Origin of the sequence: Streptomyces sp. VRA16 Mangrove soil (assembly GCF_017377775.1) — a bacterium.
Taxonomy (GTDB): domain Bacteria; phylum Actinomycetota; class Actinomycetes; order Streptomycetales; family Streptomycetaceae; genus Streptomyces.
The window spans coordinates 21,185-43,467 of record NZ_JAFVLN010000007.1 but is presented as its reverse complement, the minus strand read 5'-3'; the positions used below and the strand labels follow the sequence as shown (position 1 = coordinate 43,467).

At 70.9% G+C, this 22,283-nt stretch carries 21 protein-coding genes; 8 read left to right on the top strand and 13 right to left on the bottom strand.

What is annotated here, in order from left to right; all coding sequences use genetic code 11:
• Positions 1-5 precede the first annotated feature (5 nt).
• Positions 6-899, top strand: coding sequence for a YhjD/YihY/BrkB family envelope integrity protein (locus tag J3486_RS20155; protein WP_207822086.1), 894 nt, complete (start codon positions 6-8; stop codon positions 897-899).
• Here J3486_RS20155 and J3486_RS20150 read toward each other — a convergent pair.
• Both J3486_RS20150 and J3486_RS20145 read right to left on the bottom strand, forming a co-directional pair.
• On the bottom strand, positions 805-2,130 hold the full coding sequence (locus J3486_RS20150; RefSeq protein ID WP_229378321.1) for a hypothetical protein: 1,326 nt from the start codon (positions 2,128-2,130) through the stop codon (positions 805-807). The genes J3486_RS20155 and J3486_RS20150 overlap by 95 nt on opposite strands.
• A 90-nt stretch (positions 2,131-2,220) precedes the next feature.
• Positions 2,221-3,696: a VCBS repeat-containing protein gene (locus J3486_RS20145; protein WP_207822084.1), complete on the bottom strand. Its 1,476-nt coding sequence runs from the start codon at positions 3,694-3,696 to the stop codon at positions 2,221-2,223.
• A gap of 285 nt (positions 3,697-3,981) precedes the next feature.
• Between J3486_RS20145 and J3486_RS20140 the strand changes: the two genes are divergently transcribed.
• Positions 3,982-4,482 carry an LURP-one-related/scramblase family protein gene (locus J3486_RS20140; RefSeq protein ID WP_207822081.1) on the top strand — a complete coding sequence of 167 codons (501 nt, stop codon included), beginning with the start codon at positions 3,982-3,984 and terminating at the stop codon, positions 4,480-4,482.
• Between the two features lie 330 nt (positions 4,483-4,812).
• Here the strand turns inward: J3486_RS20140 and J3486_RS20135 are convergent, their stop codons facing one another.
• Positions 4,813-5,613: a carbon-nitrogen family hydrolase gene (locus J3486_RS20135; protein WP_207822080.1), complete on the bottom strand. Its 801-nt coding sequence runs from the start codon at positions 5,611-5,613 to the stop codon at positions 4,813-4,815.
• Between the two features lie 147 nt (positions 5,614-5,760).
• Between J3486_RS20135 and J3486_RS20130 the strand changes: the two genes are divergently transcribed.
• Complete coding sequence (locus J3486_RS20130) at positions 5,761-6,585, top strand: maleylpyruvate isomerase family mycothiol-dependent enzyme (protein WP_207822077.1); 825 nt, start codon at positions 5,761-5,763, stop codon at positions 6,583-6,585.
• A gap of 182 nt (positions 6,586-6,767) precedes the next feature.
• Here J3486_RS20130 and J3486_RS20125 read toward each other — a convergent pair whose 3' ends face one another.
• Positions 6,768-8,084: a nitrate/nitrite transporter gene (locus J3486_RS20125; RefSeq protein ID WP_207822075.1), complete on the bottom strand. Its 1,317-nt coding sequence runs from the start codon at positions 8,082-8,084 to the stop codon at positions 6,768-6,770.
• Positions 8,081-8,752, bottom strand: coding sequence for a GntR family transcriptional regulator (locus J3486_RS20120; RefSeq protein WP_207822073.1), 672 nt, complete (start codon positions 8,750-8,752; stop codon positions 8,081-8,083). The genes J3486_RS20125 and J3486_RS20120 overlap by 4 nt, the downstream gene beginning before the upstream one ends.
• Positions 8,753-8,928: 176 nt before the next feature.
• On the opposite strand from J3486_RS20120, the gene J3486_RS20115 reads away from it, so the two are divergent.
• Positions 8,929-9,804 carry a D-alanyl-D-alanine carboxypeptidase gene (locus J3486_RS20115; protein ID WP_229378320.1) on the top strand — a complete coding sequence of 292 codons (876 nt, stop codon included), beginning with the start codon at positions 8,929-8,931 and terminating at the stop codon, positions 9,802-9,804.
• A 100-nt stretch (positions 9,805-9,904) separates the two neighbouring features.
• Here the strand turns inward: J3486_RS20115 and J3486_RS20110 are convergent, their stop codons facing one another.
• From J3486_RS20110 to pdhA, 3 genes are read right to left on the bottom strand one after another with little or no spacing between them, the layout of a single operon-like run.
• On the bottom strand, positions 9,905-11,239 hold the full coding sequence (locus J3486_RS20110) for a dihydrolipoamide acetyltransferase family protein (protein ID WP_207822071.1): 1,335 nt from the start codon (positions 11,237-11,239) through the stop codon (positions 9,905-9,907).
• A 19-nt stretch (positions 11,240-11,258) separates the two neighbouring features.
• A complete protein-coding gene (locus J3486_RS20105) occupies positions 11,259-12,239 on the bottom strand; it encodes an alpha-ketoacid dehydrogenase subunit beta (protein ID WP_207822069.1) in 981 nt (326 codons plus the stop codon).
• A 5-nt stretch (positions 12,240-12,244) separates the two neighbouring features.
• Entirely contained in the window at positions 12,245-13,423 is a 1,179-nt protein-coding gene (gene pdhA / locus J3486_RS20100) for a pyruvate dehydrogenase (acetyl-transferring) E1 component subunit alpha (RefSeq protein WP_307804874.1), read from the bottom strand.
• A 395-nt stretch (positions 13,424-13,818) separates the two neighbouring features.
• Here pdhA and J3486_RS20095 point away from each other — a divergent pair, with 395 nt between their 5' ends.
• Positions 13,819-14,478, top strand: a complete 660-nt coding sequence (locus J3486_RS20095; protein WP_207822067.1) for a response regulator transcription factor — start codon at positions 13,819-13,821, stop codon at positions 14,476-14,478.
• Between the two features lie 98 nt (positions 14,479-14,576).
• Positions 14,577-15,041 (top strand): pyridoxamine 5'-phosphate oxidase family protein, encoded by a 465-nt coding sequence (locus J3486_RS20090; protein ID WP_207822065.1) that lies wholly within the window; start codon positions 14,577-14,579, stop codon positions 15,039-15,041.
• Between the two features lie 10 nt (positions 15,042-15,051).
• Here J3486_RS20090 and J3486_RS20085 read toward each other — a convergent pair whose 3' ends face one another.
• Together J3486_RS20085 and J3486_RS44710 are read right to left on the bottom strand one after the other, a co-directional pair.
• Positions 15,052-16,623, bottom strand: a complete 1,572-nt coding sequence (locus tag J3486_RS20085; protein WP_207822063.1) for a protein kinase — start codon at positions 16,621-16,623, stop codon at positions 15,052-15,054.
• Entirely contained in the window at positions 16,623-16,748 is a 126-nt protein-coding gene (locus tag J3486_RS44710) for a hypothetical protein (RefSeq protein WP_267878212.1), read from the bottom strand. The genes J3486_RS20085 and J3486_RS44710 overlap by 1 nt, the downstream gene beginning before the upstream one ends.
• Before the next feature lie 333 nt (positions 16,749-17,081).
• On the opposite strand from J3486_RS44710, the gene J3486_RS20080 reads away from it, so the two are divergent.
• A complete protein-coding gene (locus J3486_RS20080; RefSeq protein WP_207822061.1) occupies positions 17,082-18,755 on the top strand; it encodes a protein kinase in 1,674 nt (557 codons plus the stop codon).
• Between the two features lie 229 nt (positions 18,756-18,984).
• Here the strand turns inward: J3486_RS20080 and J3486_RS20075 are convergent, their stop codons facing one another.
• Complete coding sequence (locus J3486_RS20075; RefSeq protein WP_307804873.1) at positions 18,985-19,533, bottom strand: bacterial proteasome activator family protein; 549 nt, start codon at positions 19,531-19,533, stop codon at positions 18,985-18,987.
• 171 nt (positions 19,534-19,704) lie between these two features.
• Here J3486_RS20075 and J3486_RS44195 point away from each other — a divergent pair, with 171 nt between their 5' ends.
• Positions 19,705-20,106 carry a hypothetical protein gene (locus J3486_RS44195; RefSeq protein ID WP_229378319.1) on the top strand — a complete coding sequence of 134 codons (402 nt, stop codon included), beginning with the start codon at positions 19,705-19,707 and terminating at the stop codon, positions 20,104-20,106.
• Positions 20,107-20,121: 15 nt separating this feature from the next.
• Here the strand turns inward: J3486_RS44195 and J3486_RS20065 are convergent, their stop codons facing one another.
• Both J3486_RS20065 and J3486_RS20060 read right to left on the bottom strand, forming a co-directional pair.
• A complete protein-coding gene (locus J3486_RS20065; RefSeq protein WP_207822059.1) occupies positions 20,122-21,102 on the bottom strand; it encodes an NAD(P)H-quinone oxidoreductase in 981 nt (326 codons plus the stop codon).
• Between the two features lie 61 nt (positions 21,103-21,163).
• Entirely contained in the window at positions 21,164-22,240 is a 1,077-nt protein-coding gene (locus J3486_RS20060; protein WP_207822056.1) for a TrkA family potassium uptake protein, read from the bottom strand.
• Between the last annotated feature and the right edge of the window lie 43 nt (positions 22,241-22,283).

The following is a 22,283-nucleotide window of genomic DNA, read 5'->3' as shown; positions in this document are numbered from 1 at the left end:
CAGCTATGAGCGACAGCAGCACCGCCGCCAAGGTCACCGGCTGGGCGACCCGGCGGGTCCAGGAACTCCAGGAGGAGTTCCCCTTCATCACACGCATGACCCGGCAGATGGTCGCCGTGAACCTGCTCGACTCGGCGACCCGGCTCGCCGCGCAGACGTTCCTCACCGCGCTGCCGGTGCTGTTCGTCGTGGCCGCGTTCACGCCGGCCTCCGTGCGCCAGCACCTGCTGGACTCGCTGCGCGGCATGCTCGGTCTCGACGGCGCGTCGGCCGACCAGGTCAGGCAGGTCTTCGGGGCACAGGACGACGCGACCCGCAACGCCACCGGCGTCATCGGCGTCCTCGTCCTGCTCGCCTCGGCGACCGCGTGCAGCCGCGCCCTGCAACGGGTCTGCGAGCGGGCCTGGCATCTGCCGCCGGGGAAGTTCTCGATCGTCGCCTGGCGGTGGCTCGCCTGGCTCGCGGTGTGGTTCGTCGCGCTCGTCATGCAGGGGCTGCTGCGCGACGGGTTCGGCGCCGGCCTGTGGCTGGGCCTGCCGCTGTGCCTCGTCACCAGCACCGCGCTGTGGTGGTGGACGCAGCACCTGCTGCTCGGCGGGCGGATGACCTGGCTGCCGCTGCTGCCGGGCGCACTGCTCACCGGCATCGGGGCGGTCGGCCTGACCGTCGCCTCCCGGATCTACATCCCGCGCACCCTGGACCGGTCACTGGCCCAGTTCGGCCCGTTCGGCCTCGTCTTCACGCTGCTGTCGTGGCTGATCGTGCTGTTCACGGTGGTGTGCGTGGGCATCTCCGCCGGTTACGTCATCGCGCACGAGCGTCTGCCGGCCCGTCTGCTGCGGGTGCCCCAGGACCCGCCGGCAGATCCGGCAGCGCAGGCGCGTCCAGGAACTCGATGACGGCGAGCGCGCACACGGCGCACACCGCGATCCAGGCGACGACCGCGCCGGTCGGATAGTTCCAGACGAGCAGCACGACCACGGCGACGGCCGCCACCGTCCAGTTCAGCCAGGTGCGCATCCGGTGCACCCACGGCCCGACGGGCCCGATCGTGCCCACGCCGGTGGCCTGCCGTACGGAGCCGATCCCGCCGGTCCACGCGCCGCGCACCGCACGCGCCCAGCGGCCCGGGCCGCACAGCCAGGCCGCGAGCGCGATCACCGCGCCGAGCACGGCGACGACGCGGACGGCCGTGCGCAGGAAGCGGATCAGGGTGTCGTAGACGGACTCGGCGGCGGGCCGGGAGACGTCGGCGGGCAGCGCGTCCAGGTAGACGGCGCGGCCGATCCACAGGGCGAGGCCGAGGACCAGCGCGCCGACGGCGACCGCGATCGCGGCGGTGATCAGGGCCCGGCGGCGGCGCCGGGCCAGCAGCACGGCGCCGGCGACGAGCAGCAGGACGATCAGCGGCAGCACCCAGGACAGCAGCTGGAGCAGCCGGAAACCGGTGCGGGCCTTGGCGAGGGTGCCGGTGGACTGCATCACCGTGATGCTCGTGTGGACGGTCGGGATCTTCGCCGCGACCGTGAGGCCCTGGTCGACGAGGGCCTGCTTCACCTTCTCGACGACCGGCGCGAGATCCAGCCGCACCTCGCCGTCCTCGACCTTGACCGCGCCGCCGCCGTTGCCGGTGAGCGCCTTGTCGACGGCGGCGTGCGCGGTGCGGTTGAGCTGGTCCCACACGGTGGCGAAGGCGCTGCTGGAGACGAACCTCTCGGCCGTGCCGTGCACCAGGGACGTGAGGCCGCTGGTGAGAGGCCCGCTGGCCGCACCCAGCGCCTTCTCCAGACGGGGCCGGTCGGCGGGGGAGACGCCGGAGAGCAGATCGTCCACGTTGATCTGCTGCATGACGGCCGTGGTGACCCGGTTCGCGACGGCGTTCTGCACGTCCGGGTCGTCGGCGAGCGGCGCCATGGTCTGCACATAGCGGTCGGTGTCGCCGATCAGCGCGTCCGACCAGACGGCGACGACGCTGAGCGGCGTGAGGATCGCCGCGAGGACGACCAGGACCACGGCAAGCGTCGATTTCAGGCGGGAGCGGCGCGGGGGCGGGGCGCTCTGCTCGGCTTCCAGTTCGCTCACCCGGGCGCGCAGCGCGGCGAGTTCGCCGAGCTCGTCGTCTCTGGTCATTTCTCCAGGAGACGCGAAGCGCGGCGCCTGCGCTCGCCGGGTTGCGCCGAAGGGGGCGCGGGGCCCGGCCCCGCGCCCCCTTCGCGGCTGTTACTGCAGCGGGCTGCCGAGCAGCGCCTTGGTGTACGGCGCGGCCAGGTCGTTCGGGTTGAAGGCGACCGAGCCCTTCGCGGTGACGCCGGACGCCGTGCCCGGGAACGCCCACACGGCGCCGGACGAGGCGTTCTCCGCCGGGGCGGAGGCGGCCAGGTCGCGGTGCCCGTCGCCGTTCACGTCCAGCAGGGCGCAGTCGGCGCCGAACTTGTCGCCGCTCTCGGCGACGCCGGGCACGTCCGCCGAGTTCTGGTTGAGGACCACCGAGCCGGTGCCGGTCACCCCGTTCGCGGTACCGGGCAGCAGGGCGACCGCGCCCGCGTCCGTCGCGCCGCCGAAGTCCTCGCCCGAGATGCCGACCGCGACATCGGCCTTGCCGTCGCCGGTCACATCGGCGACCGAGACGCAGGAGCCGGTCCTGTCACCGTCCTCCTGGGCGCCGTAGAAGCCGGGCAGCGACTGGTCGAAGGTCTGCTGGTGGTCGGCGGAGAGCCCGTCGGCCGTGCCGAAGGCGATGGTGACCTTCTGGTTGTCCTCGTCGGAGCCGACCACGAGGTCGGCGCGGCCGTCGCCGTTCACGTCGCCGGCGGCGAGGTCGCCCAGGGTGGCCGGCGCCCAGCCGCGGGTGAACCCGGAGGCGCTGCCGTACAGCACGCCGTTCTCCCACGAGCCGTCACCGGCGTACTGGCGCACGCCCAGGTCGTCGCGGCCGTCCCCGTTGAAGTCGCCGACCGCCTTGAAGATGACGGGCCCGGTCGTGGAGTCGGGGCCGTCGACACAGCCGTACTCGTCGTCGACGCAGCTCGCGTCGTCCTTGCCGTACCCCCACCACAGGGACTTGTCCATGACGTTGAGGGCCTTGGCGGGGACGCCGGCCCGGCTGATCGGGCCCTTCCACAGGGCGGCGCCCTGGTGCTCCGGGTCGTCGCCGTAACTGGTCATCCCGGCGAGCACGGCGAGGTCGGCCTTGCCGTCGCCGTCGAAGTCGCCGATCTGCGGCGCGCGTCCGTACGTCGCTATCTTCGTGCCGCCGGTCAGGCCGGAGGCCGAACCCCACAGGATGACGGAGCCCTTGGCCGCGTCACCGCTGCCGATGACGAGGTCGCTGTAGCCGTCCCCGTCGAGGTCGCCCTTGGTGAAGAAGGTGCCGAAACCCTCCTTGGCGGCGGCCGAACCCGGCACCCCGCTGGTCGAGCGGCTGATCAGCTTCTTGTTCGTGGCCTTCAGGCCGGTCGGCGAGCCGTACGTCACCGCGACGTACCCGGCCGCGGCCTGGCCGGAGACGGTGCCGCCCGGGGCGCCGGAGACGAGGTCCGCGTACCCGTCGCCGTTGAAGTCGTCGGCGCGGTCGGCCTTGCCGGTCGCGGTGGCGGCCGCCGCCTCGCCCGGAGCGAGCGACAAGGCGGCGCATCCGCCCCCGACGAGCGCCGCGGCGACCAGCGGTGCGGTGAGACGGAGTCGTGCACGTGCCATGGGGGGTTCCTTCGACGGGTCGGTTCGATCGGACGGCTCGGTTCGATCGGACGGCTGGGACGGTTCGGCTCGATCGGCTCGATCGGCTCGATCGGCTCGTTCCGTCACGTCCACCTCTTATGACCCACCCGTTCCCCCATTGGTTGCACACGGCACTGAACTGACTTGTTTCTTCCGTGATTTGAGCGCCGTGCGGGCGCGGCGCCGGGCGGCGGGATCGGGCCGAATTCACCCGGCCGCACCGCGGAAGGGTCCACCGGCCTGCTTCCGGGAACTCATCGACGTATGCGCTACGAAGTACGAGAGAAGCTCTTCGCGATCGGCGAGGACTACTGGATCGAGGACGAGACCGGCCGCAAGGCGTTCCTCGTCGACGGGAAGGCGATGCGGCTGCGCGACACCTTCGAGCTGAAGGGCCCGGACGGGCGCGTCCTCATCGACATCCACCAGAAGATGTTCGCGATCCGCGACACGATGATCATCGAGCGCGGGGACGAGGAACTGGCGCGCATCCGGCGCAAGCGCCTCTCCCTCCTGCGCAACCACTACCGGGTCCAGCTCGCCGACGGCTCCACCGAGCTGGACGTCAGCGGCAAGATCCTGGACCGCGAGTTCGCCATCGAGTACGAGGGCGAGCTCCTCGCGGAGATCTCCCGGCGGTGGTTGCGGGTGCGCGACACGTACGGCGTGAACGTGATCCGCGAGGACGCCGATCCTGCGCTGATCATCGCGGTGGCGGTCTGCGTCATCCACCTGGCAGAAAAGGAACGCGGAGTGGTCGACTGACCCCTGCCCCGACGCCCCGGGCAGCAGCCGCCGCCTCGGGCAATCTGCCGCCATGGGCTTCCCCGCCCCGGCCGCCGGCCGCCCCCGCCTCGGGCAATCTGCCGTGTGCCGCGCCGCCTTGGGCAATCTGCCGCCATGGGCGGCAGGGTGGGCAAGGCGGCGCCCCGGCGCGGGGTGAGCGCTCCATCCGGCGCCCAGCTCGGTCCCGGTCGCGTCGTCGCCGGGTGCGGCTCCGGTGGGGGCTGGTCGCGCAGTTCCCCGCGCCCCTACGGGGCACGACCGCCGCCGGTCGCGACCGCGCGGCGGAGCCGCACAGCCCCGCGCCCGCGCTCAGCGGCGCCGCGGGGCCTCAAGACCCAGCAACCGGTCCTTCAGCGCGGGGAACTGATCGCGCGTGACCCCGACCTTCGCCGGGTCGAACTCCACCCGGAGCACTTCCTCCCCCGCCCCCGCCTCGCCGAGCACCTCACCCCACGGATCCACCACGACACTGTGCCCCGCCTGAGGCACCCCCGCATGCGTCCCCGCACTCCCGCAGGCCAGCACGAACGCCTGGTTCTCCACCGCCCGCGCCCGCGCCAGCAACGACCAGTGCCCCCGCCGCCGCTCCGGCCACCCCGCGGACACGACGAGCGTCTCGGCCCCCCGGTCCACCAGCCCCCGGTACAGCTCCGGGAAGCGCAGGTCGTAGCAGGTGCTGACGCCCATGACCGTCTCCGGCAACCGCACGGTGACCAGTTCCTCGCCCGCGCTCATCAGCACGGCCTCGCCCTTGTCGAAGCCGAACCGGTGGATCTTCCGGTAGGCGACGGCGAGCTCCCCGTCCGGGGAGAAGACCAGCGCGGTGTTGTACAGCGGCCCCTCAGGGTCCCGCTCGGGGATGGACCCGGCGTGCAGCCACACGCCCGCCTCCCGCGCGGCCTTCGCCATCACCTCGAACGTAGGCCCCTCCAGCGGCTCGGCCTCGTCCGCGAAGAGCTCGTACGCGAACGCCCCCGTGGTCCACAACTCGGGCAGGACGACGAGGTCGGCGGAACCGGCCTGTTCCCGCACCAGTGAACTCACGCGTTCGCGGCGCTCATTGACCGATTCGTCCTCGTTTACTGCGATCTGGATGAGGGAGGCGCGCACAGTACCACCGTCCTGGCATTCGAGCCGTCGGCTACACGTCAACAACGGCCTACGATCGTCACACGAAAGCACTGCCGGGGTGCCCTCAGGCAGCGTAACTTCATAACCACCCAGTGCCGCCCGTTACCGCTCGAGGGGTCCCCTTCCGTGAGTCTCCACCCCAGCCTTCAGACCTACGCCGACGCCTGGACCCACTCCGTGGAGGCGATATCCGAGCTGGTCACCCCGCTCGTGGAGGGTGAGTGGAACCGGGCGACCCCGTGCTGGGGATGGTCGGTGCGCGACATCGTCTCCCACGTCATCGGCGTGGACTGCGAGATGCTGGGCGACCCCCGGCCCATCCACACGCTGCCGCGCGACCTGTACCACGTGAAGACGGAGGCGCAGCGCTACCAGGAGGTCCAGGTCGACGTGCGCCGCCACCACACGGCGCCCGAGATGGTCTCCGAGCTGGAGTACACGGTCATCCGCCGCTCGCGGCAGCTGCGCAACGAGAGCCGCGAGCCCGGCACCCTCGTGCGCGGCCCGCGCGGCGTGGAGGAGACCCTCGAATACTCCATGCGCAGGCGGGCGTTCGACATCTGGGTGCACGAGCAGGATCTGCGCACGGCACTGGGCAAGCCGGGCAACCTCGACTCGCCGGGCGCGCACGTCACCCGCGACATGCTGCTGGCCGTCCTCCCGAAGATCGTCGCGAAGGACGCGGGCGCCCCGCCGAACTCGGCGGTCGTCTTCGACGTGCACGGCCCGGTGGAGTTCCTGCGCACGGTGCGCGTGGACGCGGACGGCAACGGTACGATCGACGGCGCCCCCTCGCTGGGCCCGGCGGCGACGCTCGCCATGGACTGGGAGACCTACGTCCGCCTGTCCTGCGGCCGGATCACCCCGGACGCGGCGGCGGACCGCATCAAGACCGAGGGCGACCAGGACCTGGCAAAGGCGATCCTGACCTCAATGGTCGTCACCCCCTGACCACAGCCTCGGACAACCCGCCGCAAGCCCCGAAGCCCCCGAAGCCTTGGGCAATCTGCCGCCAAGGGCGGCAGGGTGGGCAAGGCGGCACCCCGGCGCCGGGCAGGCGCCCCCGCAGGCCTCGCCCACGGTCCCGGCAACCTGCGACCGGCGACCCGCGACCGGAAACCCGGGCCCACCGCTCAAGCAGGCACGTGCACCGAGGTGACCCGGGAAGCCACGAGCCGCTCCCGCTCCGCCCGAGCCGCCCGCTTCCGCAACCGCAGAATCTGGCTCACCCCGAGCGCCTGCAGCACGTACACCGCGGAGAAGGCGACCCGGTAGTTGTCCCCGGTCGCGTCGAGCAGCACGCCCACCGCGAGCAGCGTCGTCATCGAGGCGACGAACCCGCCCATGTTCACGATCCCGGACCCGGTGCCCTGCCGCTCCGGCGGATTCGCCGGCCGCGCGAAGTCGAACCCGATCATCGACGCGGGCCCGCACGCCCCGAGCCCCACGCACATCACCAGGAGCAGCCACATCGGTGCCTGCCCCGGCCACACCATGGGCGCCGCCCACAGCACGGCCACGGTCCCCACGGTGCCGAGCGCCAGCGGCAGCCGGGCCGTGTGGTGCCGGGCGACTATCTGCCCGTACACGAGCCCTATGACCATGTTGGAGAGGACCACCAGGGTCAGCAGCTCACCGGCGGTCCCCCGGGAGAGACCCTGCGCCTCGACCAGGAACGGCAGCCCCCACAGCAGCAGGAACACCATCGCCGGGAACTGCGTCGTGAAGTGCACCCACAGCCCGAGCCGCGTCCCCGGCTCCCGCCAGGCCGCGACGATCTGCGCCCGGACATAGACGGCGCCCTTGTGCGTGTGCGGCAGCGGCGCCGGCTCGAACCCTTCCGGATGGTCCTTCAGGAAGAGCAGCATCAGCACCAGGACCAGCACGCCGAGCAGCGCACTGCCCGCGAACGCCGTCGTCCAGCCCACCCCGTGCAGCAGCCGGGCGAGGACCAGCGTGGAGACGAGGTTGCCCGCCATGCCCACCAGACCGGCGAGCTGCGCGACCAGCGGTCCGCGCCGCGCGGGGAACCAGCGGGTGCCGAGCCGCAGCACGCTGATGAACGTCATGGCGTCACCGCAGCCGAGCAGCGCGCGCGAGGCGAGCGCCATGGCGTACGAGGACGAGAAGGCGAAGCCGAGCTGTCCGACGGTGAACAGGACCACGCCGAAGGTCAGCACCTTCTTGGTGCCGAGCCGGTCGACCATCAGGCCGACGGGTATCTGCATGCCCGCGTACACGAGGAGCTGGAGGATCGAGAACGTGGACAGGGCCGAGGCGTTGATGTGGAAGCGCTCGACGGCGTCGAGCCCCGCCACCCCCAGCGACGTACGGAAGACGACCGCGACGAAGTAGACGGCGACGCCGATCGACCACACGACGACGGCCCTGCGGCCGCCGGGCGGATCGCCGGGCAGCGAGACGGACGAGGACGTGGCGCCGCTGCTCATCGCTCCTCACCCCGGGCCAGGTCGCGCACGCGCGAGACGTGCCGGCGCACCACGGCGACGGCGGCCTCCATGTCCCCGGCGCGCAGCGCGTCGAGGATCTCCTCGTGCTCGGCGAGCGTCTTCGCCGTACGGTCCGGGTGGGCCTGCATGACGACGACACCCATCCGCAGCTGCCGGTCGCGCATCTGGTCGTAGACACGGGAGAGGATCGCGTTGCCCGCGTTGCGGACGATCTCCGCGTGGAAGCAGCGGTCGGTGGCGGCGGCCTCGGCGAGGTCGCCGGCGGCGACCTGCGCGCGCTGCTCGTCGAGGAGTTCGGTGAGCCGCTCGATCAGACGCGGCGGGGCGGGGACCGCCCTGCGCACCGCGTGCTCCTCCACGAGCAGCCGGGTCTCGACGACGTCCACGATCTCCTGCGCGGAGACGGGCAGCACGAGGGCGCCCTTCTTCGGGTAGAGCCGGAGCAGTCCTTCGACCTCCAGCTTGAGCAGCGCCTCGCGGACGGGCGTGCGGGAGACGCCCACCGCCTCGGCGAGCTCGCCCTCGGTGAGCAACGTCCCACCCTCATAACGGCGTTCGAGGACGCCGCGCTTGACGTGTTCGTAGACCCGCTCGGCGGCGGGAGGGCGCTTTTCGGTGACCGGTTTCTCGGTGACGGGCGAGGGCATGCGCACATCATAGATACAACACGTACGCAAGATGGCTCACGTCCACCATGCGGGACACCCGGCGCACCACAACGCGCCCCCTTCGCAACGCAACCCTTCCCTCACCGCAACCGTCTCACTTGTGCGCGCGCCCGTCCCCAACGGGCCGCATCCCAGGGGCATTTGGAGCGTTTGACTTGAAAACTCGCATAACGGGCATCGCCGTTCTCGTCGCGGGAACCGTGCTCACCAGCGGAGTCCTGACCACCTCCGCACAGGCCGCCACCCTGGCCACGCCCACGATCGCCGCCAAGGGCGGCTTCGTGATGAACAACGGGACGGGCAAGACCCTGTTCACCAAGGCGGCCGACACCCGCCGGTCCACCGGCTCGACGACCAAGATCATGACCGCGAAGGTGGTGCTGGCCCAGAAGAACCTCAACCTGGACAGCAAGGTCACGATCCAGAAGGCGTACAGCGACTACATCGTCAAGAACAACGCCTCGTCGGCCCGTCTGATCGTCGGCGACAAGGTGACCGTCCGCCAGCTCCTCTACGGTCTGATGCTGCCGTCCGGCTGCGACGCCGCGTACGCGCTCGCGGACAAGTTCGGCTCGGGCTCGACCCGTTCGGCCCGCGTGAAGTCGTTCATCGGCAAGATGAACACCGAGGCGAAGAACCTGGGCCTGAAGAACACCCACTTCGACTCGTTCGACGGGATAGGCAACGGGTCGAACTACTCGACGCCGCGCGACCTCACGAAGATCGCCAGCAGCGCGATGAAGAGCTCGACGTTCCGTACGGTCGTCAAGACCAAGTCGACGAAGCAGAAGGTCACGACGAAGTCCGGCGGCTACCGCTACATGTCGTGGTCCAACACGAACACGCTGCTCGGTACGTACTCGGGCACCATCGGCGTGAAGACGGGCTCGGGCCCGGAGGCGGGCTACTGCCTGGTCTTCGCGGCGACCCGGAACGGCAAGACGGTCATCGGCACGGTCCTGAAGTCCACGTCGGTCAGCGCCCGCACCTCGGACGCCAAGAAGCTCATGGACTACGGCTTCAAGAAGTAGTCCCCGCACGAAGCAGTCGGCGCACCGCACGACGAAAGGGCGCCCCGGGATCTCCCGGGGCGCCCTTCGCGCTTACTTGCCTGCTTGCTTGCTTACTGGCTCAGTTCCAGGTCAGCAGCCGCTTCGGCCGCTCCAGGACGGCCGCCACGTCGGCGAGCACCTTGGAACCCAGCTCGCCGTCGACCAGGCGGTGGTCGAAGGAGAGCGCCAGCGTCGTGACATGACGCGGCTTGACCTTGCCCTTGTGCACCCAGGGCTGGAGCTTGATGGCCCCCATGGCGAGGATCGCCGACTCACCCGGGTTCAGGATGGGCGTACCGGTGTCGATGCCGAAGACACCGACGTTGGTGATGGTCACCGTGCCGCCCTGCATGGCGGCGGGGGACGTCTTGCCCTCGCGCGCCGTGGCCACCAACTCGCCGAGCGCACCCGCCAGTTCGGGCAGCGTCTTGGCGTGCGCGTCCTTGATGTTCGGCACGATCAGACCGCGGGGCGTGGCGGCGGCGATGCCCAGATTCACGTAGTGCTTCTGGACGATCTCGGCCTTTCCGTCGGCCCCCTCGTCCCAGGCCGCGTTGACCTCGGGGTTGCGCTTGATGGCGACGAGCAGCGCCTTGGCGACCATCAGCAGCGGGTTGACCCGCAGGCCCGCCATGTCCTTGTCGGCCTTCAGCTCCTCGACGAGCTTCATCGTGCGCGTCACGTCGACCGTCACGAACTCGGTGACGTGCGGCGCGGTGAACTTCGAGGCCACCATCGCCTGCGCGGTCGCCTTGCGCACCCCCTTGACCGGGATGCGGGTCTCGCGCACGGCGTCGTACGAGGCCGCCGCGGGCGGCGCCGCCACGGGCGCCGGGGCCGGGGCCTGCACCGGGACCTCGGGGGCCGCCGGAGCGGGCGCCACCGCCGCGTGCACGTCCTCGCGCGTGATGATCCCGTCGGGGCTCGACGGGATCACGGTCGCCAGGTCGACCCCGAGGTCCTTGGCGAGCTTGCGCACCGGCGGCTTGGCCAGCGGACGCTGCTCGACGACCGGGGGCGCGGCCGTGCCGTTGGCGGCCGGGGCGGCGTCCTTGCGGGCCCGCCGCTTGGTGGAGGACTCGGCGACGCCGTACCCGACGAGCACGGGCTGGCGGCCGGTCGGCGCCTCCTCCTCCACGGGCGCCGCGGCAGGCGCCGCGGCGACGGGCTCCTCGCCCGCCACGTTCACCGAGATGATCACCTGACCGACGTCGACCGTCGTGCCCTCGGGGAACTTCAGCTCACCGACCACCCCGTCGAACGGGATGGGCAGTTCGACCGCGGCCTTCGCCGTCTCGACCTCGCAGACGACCTGCCCGTCGGTGACCGTGTCACCGGGCTGTACGTACCACTTGAGGATCTCGGCCTCGGTCAGGCCCTCGCCCACATCGGGCATCTTGAACTCGCGCACCATGGTTCTGTCAGCCCTTCCCTCAGTACGCCAGCGAGCGGTCGACGGCGTCGAGCACCCGGTCCAGGCCCGGCAGGTACTCCTCCTCCAGACGCGCCGGCGGATACGGCGCGTGGTACCCGCCGACCCGCAGCACGGGCGCCTCCAGGTGGTAGAAGCAGCGCTCGGTGATCCGGGCCGCCAGCTCCGCACCGGAGCCGAAGAAGACCGGGGCCTCGTGCACGACGACGAGCCGCCGCGTCTTCTCCACCGACTTCTGCACGGCGTCGAAGTCCATCGGCGAGATGGAACGCAGGTCGAGGACCTCCAGGGACTTGCCCTCCTCGGCGGCCGCGGCCGCCACCTCCTGACAGACCTTCACCATCGGGCCGTACGCGACGAGGGTCAGATCCGTGCCCTCGCGCACGACGCGCGCCTTGTGCAGGTCGCCGGGCACGGCCTCCTTGTCGACCTCGCCCTTGTCCCAGTAGCGGCGCTTGGGCTCGAAGAAGATCACCGGGTCGTCGCTCTGGATGGCCTGCTGGAGCATCCAGTACGCGTCCGACGAGTTCGAGGGCGTGATCACCTTCAGGCCCGCGACGTGCGCGAACAGCGACTCGGGCGACTCACTGTGGTGCTCGACCGCGCCGATGCCGCCGCCGTACGGGATCCGGATGACGACGGGCACCTTGACCTTGCCGAGCGCACGGGCGTGCATCTTGGCGAGCTGCGTGACGATCTGGTCGTACGCGGGGAAGACGAACCCGTCGAACTGGATCTCCACGACCGGCCGGTAGCCACGCAGCGCGAGCCCGATGGCCGTGCCGACGATGCCGGACTCGGCGAGCGGGGTGTCGATGACCCGGTCCTCGCCGAAGTCCTTCTGCAGCCCGTCGGTGACGCGGAAGACGCCGCCGAGCTTGCCGATGTCCTCGCCCATGAGAAGGACCTTGGGGTCGTTCTCCATGGCCGTACGGAGGGACTCGTTGATCGCCTTGGCGATCGGAAGCTTCTCTACCGCCATGATCCTCAGGCCTCCCCGTCGACGGTGTCCGCGAACGACGCCTGGTAGGCGGCGAATTGGGCCCGCTCCTCGTCGACGAGCGCGTGCCCGTCCGCGTACGCGTTCTCGAACATGGCCATGCGGTCCGGGTCCTGCATGGCCCGCACCGCCTCGCGCACCCGCTTGCCGAGCGCCTCGGCCTCGGCCTCGAGGTCCGAGAAGAAGCTGTCGGGCGTCTTCGTGTGCGCCTCCAGGTGGCGGCGCAGCCGCAGCACCGGGTCCTTCGCCTCCCACGCGACGCGCTCGTCGTCCGAGCGGTAGCGGGTCGGGTCGTCGGAGGTGGTGTGGGCGCCCATCCGGTAGGTGAACGCCTCGACCAGCGTCGGGCCCTCGCCGGAGCGCGCCCGGTCCAGGGCCCAGCGGGTCACGGCGAGCGTGGCGAGCACGTCGTTGCCGTCGACGCGCACACCCGGGAAGCCGTAGCCGGCGGCGCGCTCGTACAGCGGCACCCGGAACTGCTTCTCGCTGGCGTGCGAGATCGCGAACTGGTTGTTCTGGCAGAAGAACACGACCGGCGCGTTGTAGACCGCCGCGAAGTTCAGGGCCTCCATGACGTCGCCCTCGCTGGAGGCGCCGTCGCCGAAGTACGCGACGACGCCCGCGTCGGCGCCGTCCTTGGCGATACCCATCGCGTAGCCGACCGCGTGCAGCGTCTGCGAGCCGATGACGATCGTGTACAGGTGGAAGTTGTTGCTGTTCGGGTCCCAGCCGCCGTTGTTCACGCCGCGGAACATGCCGAGCAGGTTCGTCGGGTCGACACCGCGGCACCAGGCGACGCCGTGCTCGCGGTAGGTCGGGAAGACGTAGTCGTCGTCGCGGGTGGCACGCCCGGAGCCGACCTGGGCGGCCTCCTGGCCGAGCATCGAGGGCCACAGGCCCAGCTCGCCCTGGCGCTGCAGGGTGACGGCCTCGGCGTCGAAGCGGCGGGCCATGACCATGTCGCGGTACAGGCCGCGCAGGTCGTCGTCGGTGATGTCGGCGACGTACTTGTCGTACGCGGCGGTCTTCGCGTTCTTGACCCGCTTGCCCTCGGGGGTCAGCAGCTGGACCAGCTCGGTCGGGGATTTCTTCGCAGACTTGCCGGTAGCGGCCCGCTTGCGCGGGGTGCGCGCTGCGGCAGTGCCGGCAGCACTGTCAACGGTCACGTGTGCTCCTCCGTCGGTCCGGCCCCGGGATTGCCGGATGGCCAGTCGGCTCGGCTCGCCTGATCCGTCCACGCACGGGGTGGGTGCGGTGGAGCCGGAACAGGCGTGACTTGAGAAAGAACCTGCGCTCCGGCGAGCACCCTTCACCCATGCACGTTACCCAGTGGGTCACACATCTGCGAAACCCCATCTGACCTGCGTTTTTGCTTGGATTTCCAAGTACCTGGTTGGTTGGATTTCCTAGTATGCGCAAGGTCGGGCGGAGTGTCGCAGGTCAACCGCTGTTCGACGGCTGTGCGACGACACGTGATCACAGCCTGGCAGGGGGCCGGAACACCGGCACGTTATCCCGGTCACCCAGGGCACGGGAAGAGCTTGTGTGTGAGACTGACAGCGTGCGCGAAGACGGAAAAATCAAGGTATTTCTCCTCGACGACCACGAAGTGGTGCGAAGGGGGGTCCACGAGCTCCTTTCGGTGGAAGAGGACATCGAGGTCGTCGGTGAGGCCGGTACCGCGGCCGACGCCCTGGTCCGCATCCCCGCCACCCGGCCCGACGTCGCGGTCCTCGACGTGCGGCTGCCCGACGGCAGCGGGGTCGAGGTGTGCCGGGAGATCCGCTCCCAGGACGAGTCGATCAAGTGCCTGATGCTGACGTCGTTCGCGGACGACGAGGCGCTCTTCGACGCGATCATGGCCGGCGCCTCCGGCTACGTACTGAAGGCGATCCGGGGCAACGAGCTGCTGACGGCCGTGCGCGACGTCGCCGCGGGCAAGTCCCTGCTCGACCCCGTGGCCACCGCCCGGGTCCTGGAGCGGCTGCGCGACGGCGGCCGCAACAAGGACGACGACCGGCTCGCCGGGCTCACCGAGCAGGAGCGCAAGATCCTCGACCTGATCGGCGAGGGCATGACCAACCGTGCGATCGGCGAGCGCCTCCATCTCGCCGAGAAGACGATCAAGAACTATGTGTCCAGCCTGCTCTCGAAGCTCGGCATGGAGCGCCGCTCCCAGGCGGCCGCGTACGTGGCCCGCCTGCAGGCCGAGAAGCGCTAGAAGCGCGGTGCCGGGCCCGCCCGCTCGGGACATAGGTCCTGTGGGCTGGGGGCGGGCTCCTCTTCTCCGGCACGGTGCCGGCGAAGCACAGTGGTGACATGCCCTCCGAGACGCAGCAGGACCTGGACCGCGGCTTCGAGCTGCTCGCCCGTGTGCCCTACGGCCGCGTGGCCACCAGCATGCGCGCCCTGCCCTTCCTCGCCGCCGCCCGCCACGTCGTGGCCGACGGCCGCCTGCTGCTGCGCATGCACCGCGGCTACGGCTACCACCAGGCGTGCGTCGGCAGCGTCGTCGCGTACGGCGCGGACAATCTCGACGCGATGCGGCCCGGTGACGCGGGCCAGTGGTCGGTGCAGTGCGTCGGTACCTGTGAGCAGATCGAACCCGGCACCGCCGCACTCGAACTCTTCGGCCCCGCCCCGCACTTCGCGGACGGCGAGGTCTTCGACCCGGTCTATCTGCACGTCACCCCGCAGTTCATGACGGTGCACGAACTGCGGGGCGGGTCGGCCGCGGGCCTGAGCCAGGACCGGGAGCAGGGCCTGGAGGCCCGGCGGGGGTAGACGCGGGGCGTTACTCGGTACCGGCGTCGGTACCGGCGTCGGTACCGGGGGTCGCGGTGCCGCCCGCGTCGCCCGAGTTCGTCGGGTTGCCGGTCGGCTCCGTGGGCTGCCCGGTGTCCGTGGGCTCGTCGGTCGGCTCCTTCGTCGGCTGCGTCGGCTTGCCCGTGTCCGTCGGCTGTCCCGTGTCGGACGGGGTCGCCTCGCCGGTGGTGGGCTCCTCGGTCGGCGTGTAGTCGCTCTGTCCGCCGGTGCCGCCGCCCGGCTCCTCGGTCTGGTCCTGCGTGGACTCGTCGGAGGAGGACTCGCTGGGCGACTCCGACTTCTCGGACCGGGTCGGCGACGGCGACTGCTTGCCGCCGCCCCCGCCGTCGCCGCCGCTGTTGCTGACCGCCCAGGCGACGCCCACCGCGATGGCGATCACCGCGAGGACGACCACGATCCACATCTTGCCGCGGCCGCCGCCCCGGTTGCCGCCGCCCTCGAAGCCGCCGTCGTCGCCGCCCGGCGGACGCAGCATCGGCTGGGCCGCCGTGCCGCTGTCCCCGGGGTGCTGCATGGCCGTGGTGGCCGCGACGCCAAGACCCATCGCCGGGGTCGAGCCGCCCTCGTGCATGTCGACCGGGCCCGTGTTCCAGGTGCCGGTGTGGCCGCCCTGCTCGTACAGCATCTGCAGCCCGTACTGGACGAGCCCGCGCATCTCCTCGGCCGTCTGGAACCGGTCGTCCGGGTCCTTGGCGAGCGAGCGCATGACGAGGCCGTCCAGCTCCGGCGGCACGCCGTCCGAGACCTCGGACGGGGCTACCGGGGCGTCCTGCACGTGCTGGTAGACGACCGACAGCGGCGTCTCACCGGTGAACGGCGGGCGCAGCGCGAGGAGTTCGTAGAGCAGACAGCCGGTCGCGTAGAGGTCCGAGCGGTGGTCGACGGCCTTGCCGAGAGCCTGCTCGGGGGAGAGGTACTGGGGCGTGCCCATCACCATGCCGGTCTGCGTCATCGTCGACTGCGCGCCGTGCAGGGCGCGCGCGATGCCGAAGTCCATCACCTTCACCGCGCCGGTGTTGGTGATGATGACGTTGGCCGGCTTGATGTCGCGGTGCACGATGCCGTGCTGGTGCGAGTAGGCGAGCGCTTCGAGCACGCCGGAGACGATGATCAGGGCCTGCTCGGGGCCCGGCGCCTCGGCGTTGAGCAGAAGGTCGCGAATGGTGCGGCCCTCGACGATCTCCATGACGATGTACGGAACGGCCTGGCCGTTCACATAGTCCTCGCCGGAGTCGTAGACCGCGACGATCGCATGGTGGTTGAGGCCCGCGACCGACTGGGCCTCGCGCGTGAAGCGGGCCTTGGAGACCGGGTCCTCGGCGAGGTCGGCGCGGAGCAGCTTGACGGCGACGGTGCGCCCCAGCCGCACGTCCTCGGCCGCGAACACCTCGGCCATGCCGCCCCGGCCGAGTCTGCGCGTCAGCCGATATCGGCCGTCGCCGACCAGCCCGCCGTTGCCCCACAACTCCGGCGCATCTGACATACCGCCGCCAGTCGCCTCGGGGTCGGACGGGCCCTGAGCGCGCTGCTGCTGGTCCATCAGTCCTCGCCGTCGTTTCTGTCCGTGCTGCCGGATCTCTGCGTCACCATCACGTCGCACACGTCGTGCACGTCGTTCACGTCGCACACGTCGTGCACGTCGCACATGTCGTTCACGTCGTTCACGTCGCCGGAGTACGCGCGGTTGTGAATTACGGTCTCCGGCGAGCCACGCTACAGGCTCCGGCCACCGCCCCGGCCCGAGACGGACCGGACATCAAACCCGTTGCCGTGCACGCGATGCAAATCGTGCGCGCAATTTCTGTGCCGGGCTCATGACCGTTCCATGGCAATTTCCCCATCCCCTCCTGTAACGCTTGCGCGACGCTTCTTGCCCGTACGGTCACGGAACGGGCATCACGCTTGACGTGTCACCGCCCTGGGGCAGACTTGGCCGGGAATAGCTGAATTCGATCACCGGCCGCGCCGACGTCGGGGCGCCTATGGGGGACGTAGAACATGACCGAGGCGAGTGCTGGCGGCCCGCACGGCGGGCAGTACGCGGGGCGTGCCCTGGCGAACAACCGGTACCAACTGCGCGACCTGCTCGGCCAGGGCGGCATGGCCTCCGTGCATCTCGCGCACGACACCCGGCTCGACCGCGCGGTCGCCATCAAGACTTTGCACACGGAACTCGGGCGCGAGGACTCCTTCCGCCAGCGGTTCGTGCGCGAGGCCCAGGCGGTGGCGAAGCTCACGCACACGAACATCGTGTCGGTCTTCGACTCCGGAGAGGACGATCTCGACGGGGCCATCACCCCGTACATCGTCATGGAGTACGTGGAGGGCCGGCCGCTCGGCTCCGTGCTCGACGAGGACGTCCGCCGGTTCGGCGCGATGCCCTCCGACAAGGCGCTGAAGATCACCGCCGATGTGCTCGCGGCCCTGGAGATCAGCCACGAGATGGGCCTGGTCCACCGCGACATCAAGCCGGGCAACGTGATGATGACGAAGCGCGGCGTCGTCAAGGTCATGGACTTCGGCATCGCGCGCGCCATGCAGTCCGGCGTCACGTCGATGACGCAGACCGGCATGGTCGTGGGCACGCCCCAGTACCTCTCGCCCGAGCAGGCCCTCGGCCGCGGCGTGGACGCCCGCTCCGACCTCTACTCGGTCGGCATCATGCTGTTCCAGCTGGTCACGGGGCGGCTTCCGTTCGAGGCGGACTCGCCGCTGGCCATAGCGTACGCACACGTCCAGGAGGAGCCGGTCGCTCCGTCCTCGATCAACCGCGCGCTGCCGCCGGCCATCGACGCGCTCGTCGCCCGCGCCCTGAAGAAGAACCCGAACGAGCGTTTCCCCAGCGCCGACGCGATGCGCGAAGAGTGCCTGCGGGTGGCCGCCTCGCTCACCCCCGCGGCGCCCAGCATCGTGCCGGGCACGCCGACGTCGAGCGGTCAGGGCGTCGGTTCGGCGGTCTTCCCGCCGGTCGGCCAGGCCGGGACGCCGACACCGGGGCCGGTGCAGACGCCGTACCAGCCGGGGCCCGCGACGCCCTCGCCCTACGGGACGCCCACGCCGCAGCCGGGGTACTCGACGCCGCCCCCGACGCAGCCCCAGCCGTCGTACGGCTACCCGCAGCAGGGACAGATGCAGGGGCAGGGGCAGGGCTACCAGACCCCGCCGCCGTACACCATCTCGCCGCAGCCGACGACGAGTTCGCTGAGCGCGGGCAACCAGAACAAGGGCAACAAGAAGAACACCGCGGTGATCGTCGGCTCGATCGTGGTTGCGCTGGTGGCCATCGGCGGACTGGTCACGGCCCTCATGCTCAACGGCGACGACAAGGGCGGCGGCACCACCGACAAGCCCAGCAAGTCGACGGTCGCGGGCCACAAGGGGCCGGACCTGACCAAGACCATCGAGACGACCGAGTGCAGCGAGCCGCAGACCAGCTACAACGACGAGAACAAGATCCAGGTCCCGGACTTCTACCTGAAGAACATCAAGTCCGTGAAGGCGTGCCTGCGCGCCGCGGGCTGGAAGTACAAGGAGACCTCGGTCGACGAGAACACGTTCGGCGAGGGCTCGGTCATGAACCAGGTGCCGGCGGCGGGCGAGGACGCCGACCCGAAGAACCTCACCATCACGCTGTCCGTGTCCACGGGTGACCCGGCGGGCGGCGGCAGCTGAGCATGCGCCCGTGAGCGCGTGCCACGGTTGCGTGCTACTGGTTGCGTTTACTGGTTGCGGGCCACCGATTGCGTGCCACCGGCTGCGGGCCACTGATTACGTGCCACCGGCTGCGGGCCACTGATTACGTGGCACCGGCTGCGGGCCACTGATTGCGGGAAGGGCCCGCACCGCCGTCGTCCGGCGGTGCGGGCCCTTCCGTGTGTGCTGTGCCGTCGCTCGCGGAGGTCTACAGGTACGGGCCGCCCGAGCGGCCGCCCGCGCGCGGGTCCTCGCCCTCCTCGCCGCCGCCGACGCCCGGGGGCAGCGCGCGGCGCATCTGCTCCAGTTGGGCCCGCGCGGCCATCTGCTGCGCGAACAGGGTGGTCTGGATCCCGTGGAAGAGACCCTCCAGCCAGCCCACCAGCTGCGCCTGCGCGATGCGCAGTTCGGCATCGGTCGGGGTCGCGTCGTCCGTGAAGGGCAGGGAGAGCCGCTCCAGTTCCTCGACGAGCTCCGGCGCGAGCCCGTCCTCCAGCTCCTTGACCGAGCTGGCGTGGATCTCCTTGAGGCGCTGTCGGCTCGCCTCGTCCAGCGGGGCCACGCGTACTTCTTCGAGCAGCTGCTTGATCATGCTGCCGATCCGCATCACCTTGGCGGGCTGTTCCACCATCTCCGTCACCGGGACCTCGCGGGAGTCGTCGTCTCCTCCGCCTCCGCCGCCCAGAGCCATACCGTCCTGCCCCACGACCAGGATCTGCGGGTGTTCCGGCGACTGTTCGTTCCTCGGCATCTCCATGCCGCCATTCTCTCGCACCGAGCTGTCACATCACCGTGGTGCCCCCGTTCCCGGCTGATCCACCGCGCTGAGCGGAACCGAAATCCGGCGTGCCCGTTTAATCCCTCTATGTGAGGCTTATCGCAGGCATGGGGCGATCGGGCCCCGCGCGGGCGGCGAAAGGGGCAGTGCATGCGGCGGCTTCGGTGGGCGTGGACGGCGGGGGCCCTCACCGCCCTGCTCGCCGTCGCGCTCGCGGTGCCGGTGCTCCTGGGCGGCCCGCTCTCCGGCGGCCTCGGGTACGCGGCCGGGTCCCCCGCCCCGCAGGAGTCGCTCGCCGGCAGCCGGGCCGGTGTGGGCCGCACACCGCCGGGCCGGGAGCTGCCCCCGGACGAGCCCGACGCCGCGGCGGTGCCGCCGTCCCCGGCCGGGACCAGCCCGGCGCCGCGGCGGACCGAGCGGCCCGCCGCGGCGGATCAGTACGTACTGCCGCGGGGCTTCGACGGGCCCGTCGTCAACGTGCTGCCGCTGGGCGCGGGCCTGCTGCTGACCGGCCTCGGCCTGGCCTTCCTGGCCCTGCGACTGCGCCGCTGACCCCCTGCACAGGCCCTACGCGCAGGTCAGCAGCACCTTGCCGATGTGGCCCGACTCCTCCAGGACCCGGTGGCCCTGCGCCGCGTCGCTCATCGGCAGCGTACGGTCCACGACCGGCCGCACATGGCCGCCCTCGACCAGCGGCCACACGTGCTCGCGCACCGCCGCCACGACCGCCGCCTTCTCCGCCAGCGGGCGGGCCCGCAGCGTGGTCGCCGTGATGGCGCCGCGCTTGCCGAGCAGCGTGCCGATGTTCAGCTCGCCCTTCACACCGCCCTGCATGCCGATGATCGCGAGACGGCCGTTGGTGGCCAGGGCGTCGACGTTGCGGTTCAGGTACTTGGCGCCCATGTTGTCGAGGATGACGTCCGCCCCGGCGCCGTCCGTGGCGTTCCTGATCTCCTCGACGAAGTCCTGCTCGCGGTAGTTCACGAGGATGTCCGCGCCCAGCTCGGCGCAGAAGTCCAGCTTCTCCTTGGTCCCCGCCGTCACCGCGACCTTGGCGCCGACCGCCTTCGCCAGCTGGACCGCCATCGTGCCGATGCCGCTGGAGCCGCCGTGCACCAGGAAGGTCTCGCCCGGACGCAGGTGGGCGATCATGAAGACGTTCGACCAGACGGTGCAGGTCACCTCGGGCAGCGCGGCGGCCGTGGCGAGGTCGACGCCCTTCGGCACGGGCAGCAGCTGCCCGGCCGGGACGGCGACCTTCTCGGCGTAACCGCCGCCGACGAGCAGCGCGCACACCTCGTCGCCGACCGACCAGCCGGAGACGCCCGGCCCGAGCGCGGCGATCCGCCCCGCGCACTCCAGACCGGGGTACGGGGACGAGCCGGGCGGCGGGCTGTAGAAGCCCTGGCGCTGGAGCAGATCGGCGCGGTTGACCGCGCTGGAGACCACCTCGACGAGGACCTCCCCCTCGCCGGGCACGGGGTCGGGGACCTCCGCCCAGACGAGCGCCTCGGGTCCACCGGGTTCCGGAATCGTGATCGCATACATGGCCGCGAGGCTACTCCCGTGCGGTTGCGGGACGAGGTTCCGGACGCGGGTGCGCGGGCCGTCAGCCCCGCACGGTCCTGGACTGCGGCGAGACCCGCGTGATGGTGATGAGGCGGTCCGCCGGCTGGAGGGTGCCGATGGCCTCGTCGTCGTAGCCGAGGACGCGATGGCCCCGTACGACGCTGACGACCAGGTCCTCCACGTCCCGCGGCTTCAGTCCGACCTCGGGTTTGACCACCGGCCGCTCGATCAGGTCGAGGCCGCTGCCCTGCTGGATCAGATCGTCGATCACCGCGCCCGCGTGCGGGCTGTGCACCGACAGGCCCAGCAGCCGGCCCGCCGCGCTGGCGCTGGTGATGACGGCGTCGGCGCCGGACTGGCGCACCAGCGGCGCGTTCTCCTCCTCGCGCACACAGGCGACGATCTTCGCGCCGCGGTTGAGCTGTCGCGCCGTGAGCGTCACGAGCACCGCCGTGTCGTCGCGCTGGGTGGCGATGATGATCTTCCGGGCCTTCTGCACCTCGGCCCGCAGCAGGACGCTGCTGCGAGTGGCGTCGCCCATGACGCCCGCGTACCCGGAGGCGGTGGCCGCGTCGATGACCTTGGGGCTGGGGTCGACGACCACGACCTGCTCCGGCTTCAGACCGGCGGCGCAGAGCGTCTCCACGGCGCTGCGGCCCTTCGTACCGAAGCCGACGACGACGACGTGGTCACGCAAGGTGGACCTCCAGCGGTTCAGACGCCATTCCTCCCGGGTCCGTTCGGTGAGGACTTCGAGCGTGGTGCCGACCAAGATGATCAGGAACAGCACACGCAGCGGCGTGATGACGAAGATGTTGACGAGCCGGGCGAGGTCGCTGACCGGGACGATGTCGCCGTAGCCCGTGGTGGAGAGGGTGACGGTCGCGTAGTAGAAGGAGTCGAGGAAGTCGACCTTGCCGTCGGAGGTGTCGTTGTAGCCGTCGCGGTCGGACCACACGATCAGCGCGGTCGTCACCAGGACGGTCAGCGCCATCAGGACACGGCGGGCGACCTGGCGCAGCGGACGCTCGACGATCCGCCGCGGCAGTTTCACCCGGTAGGTCGCGGTGCGCTCGTCCGCTTGGCGCGCCATGGCGTCATGGCCGGCCAGTTTCACGTGAAACACCCTTCGTTCGCGCACGGTTGGGGACGGGCCCGGA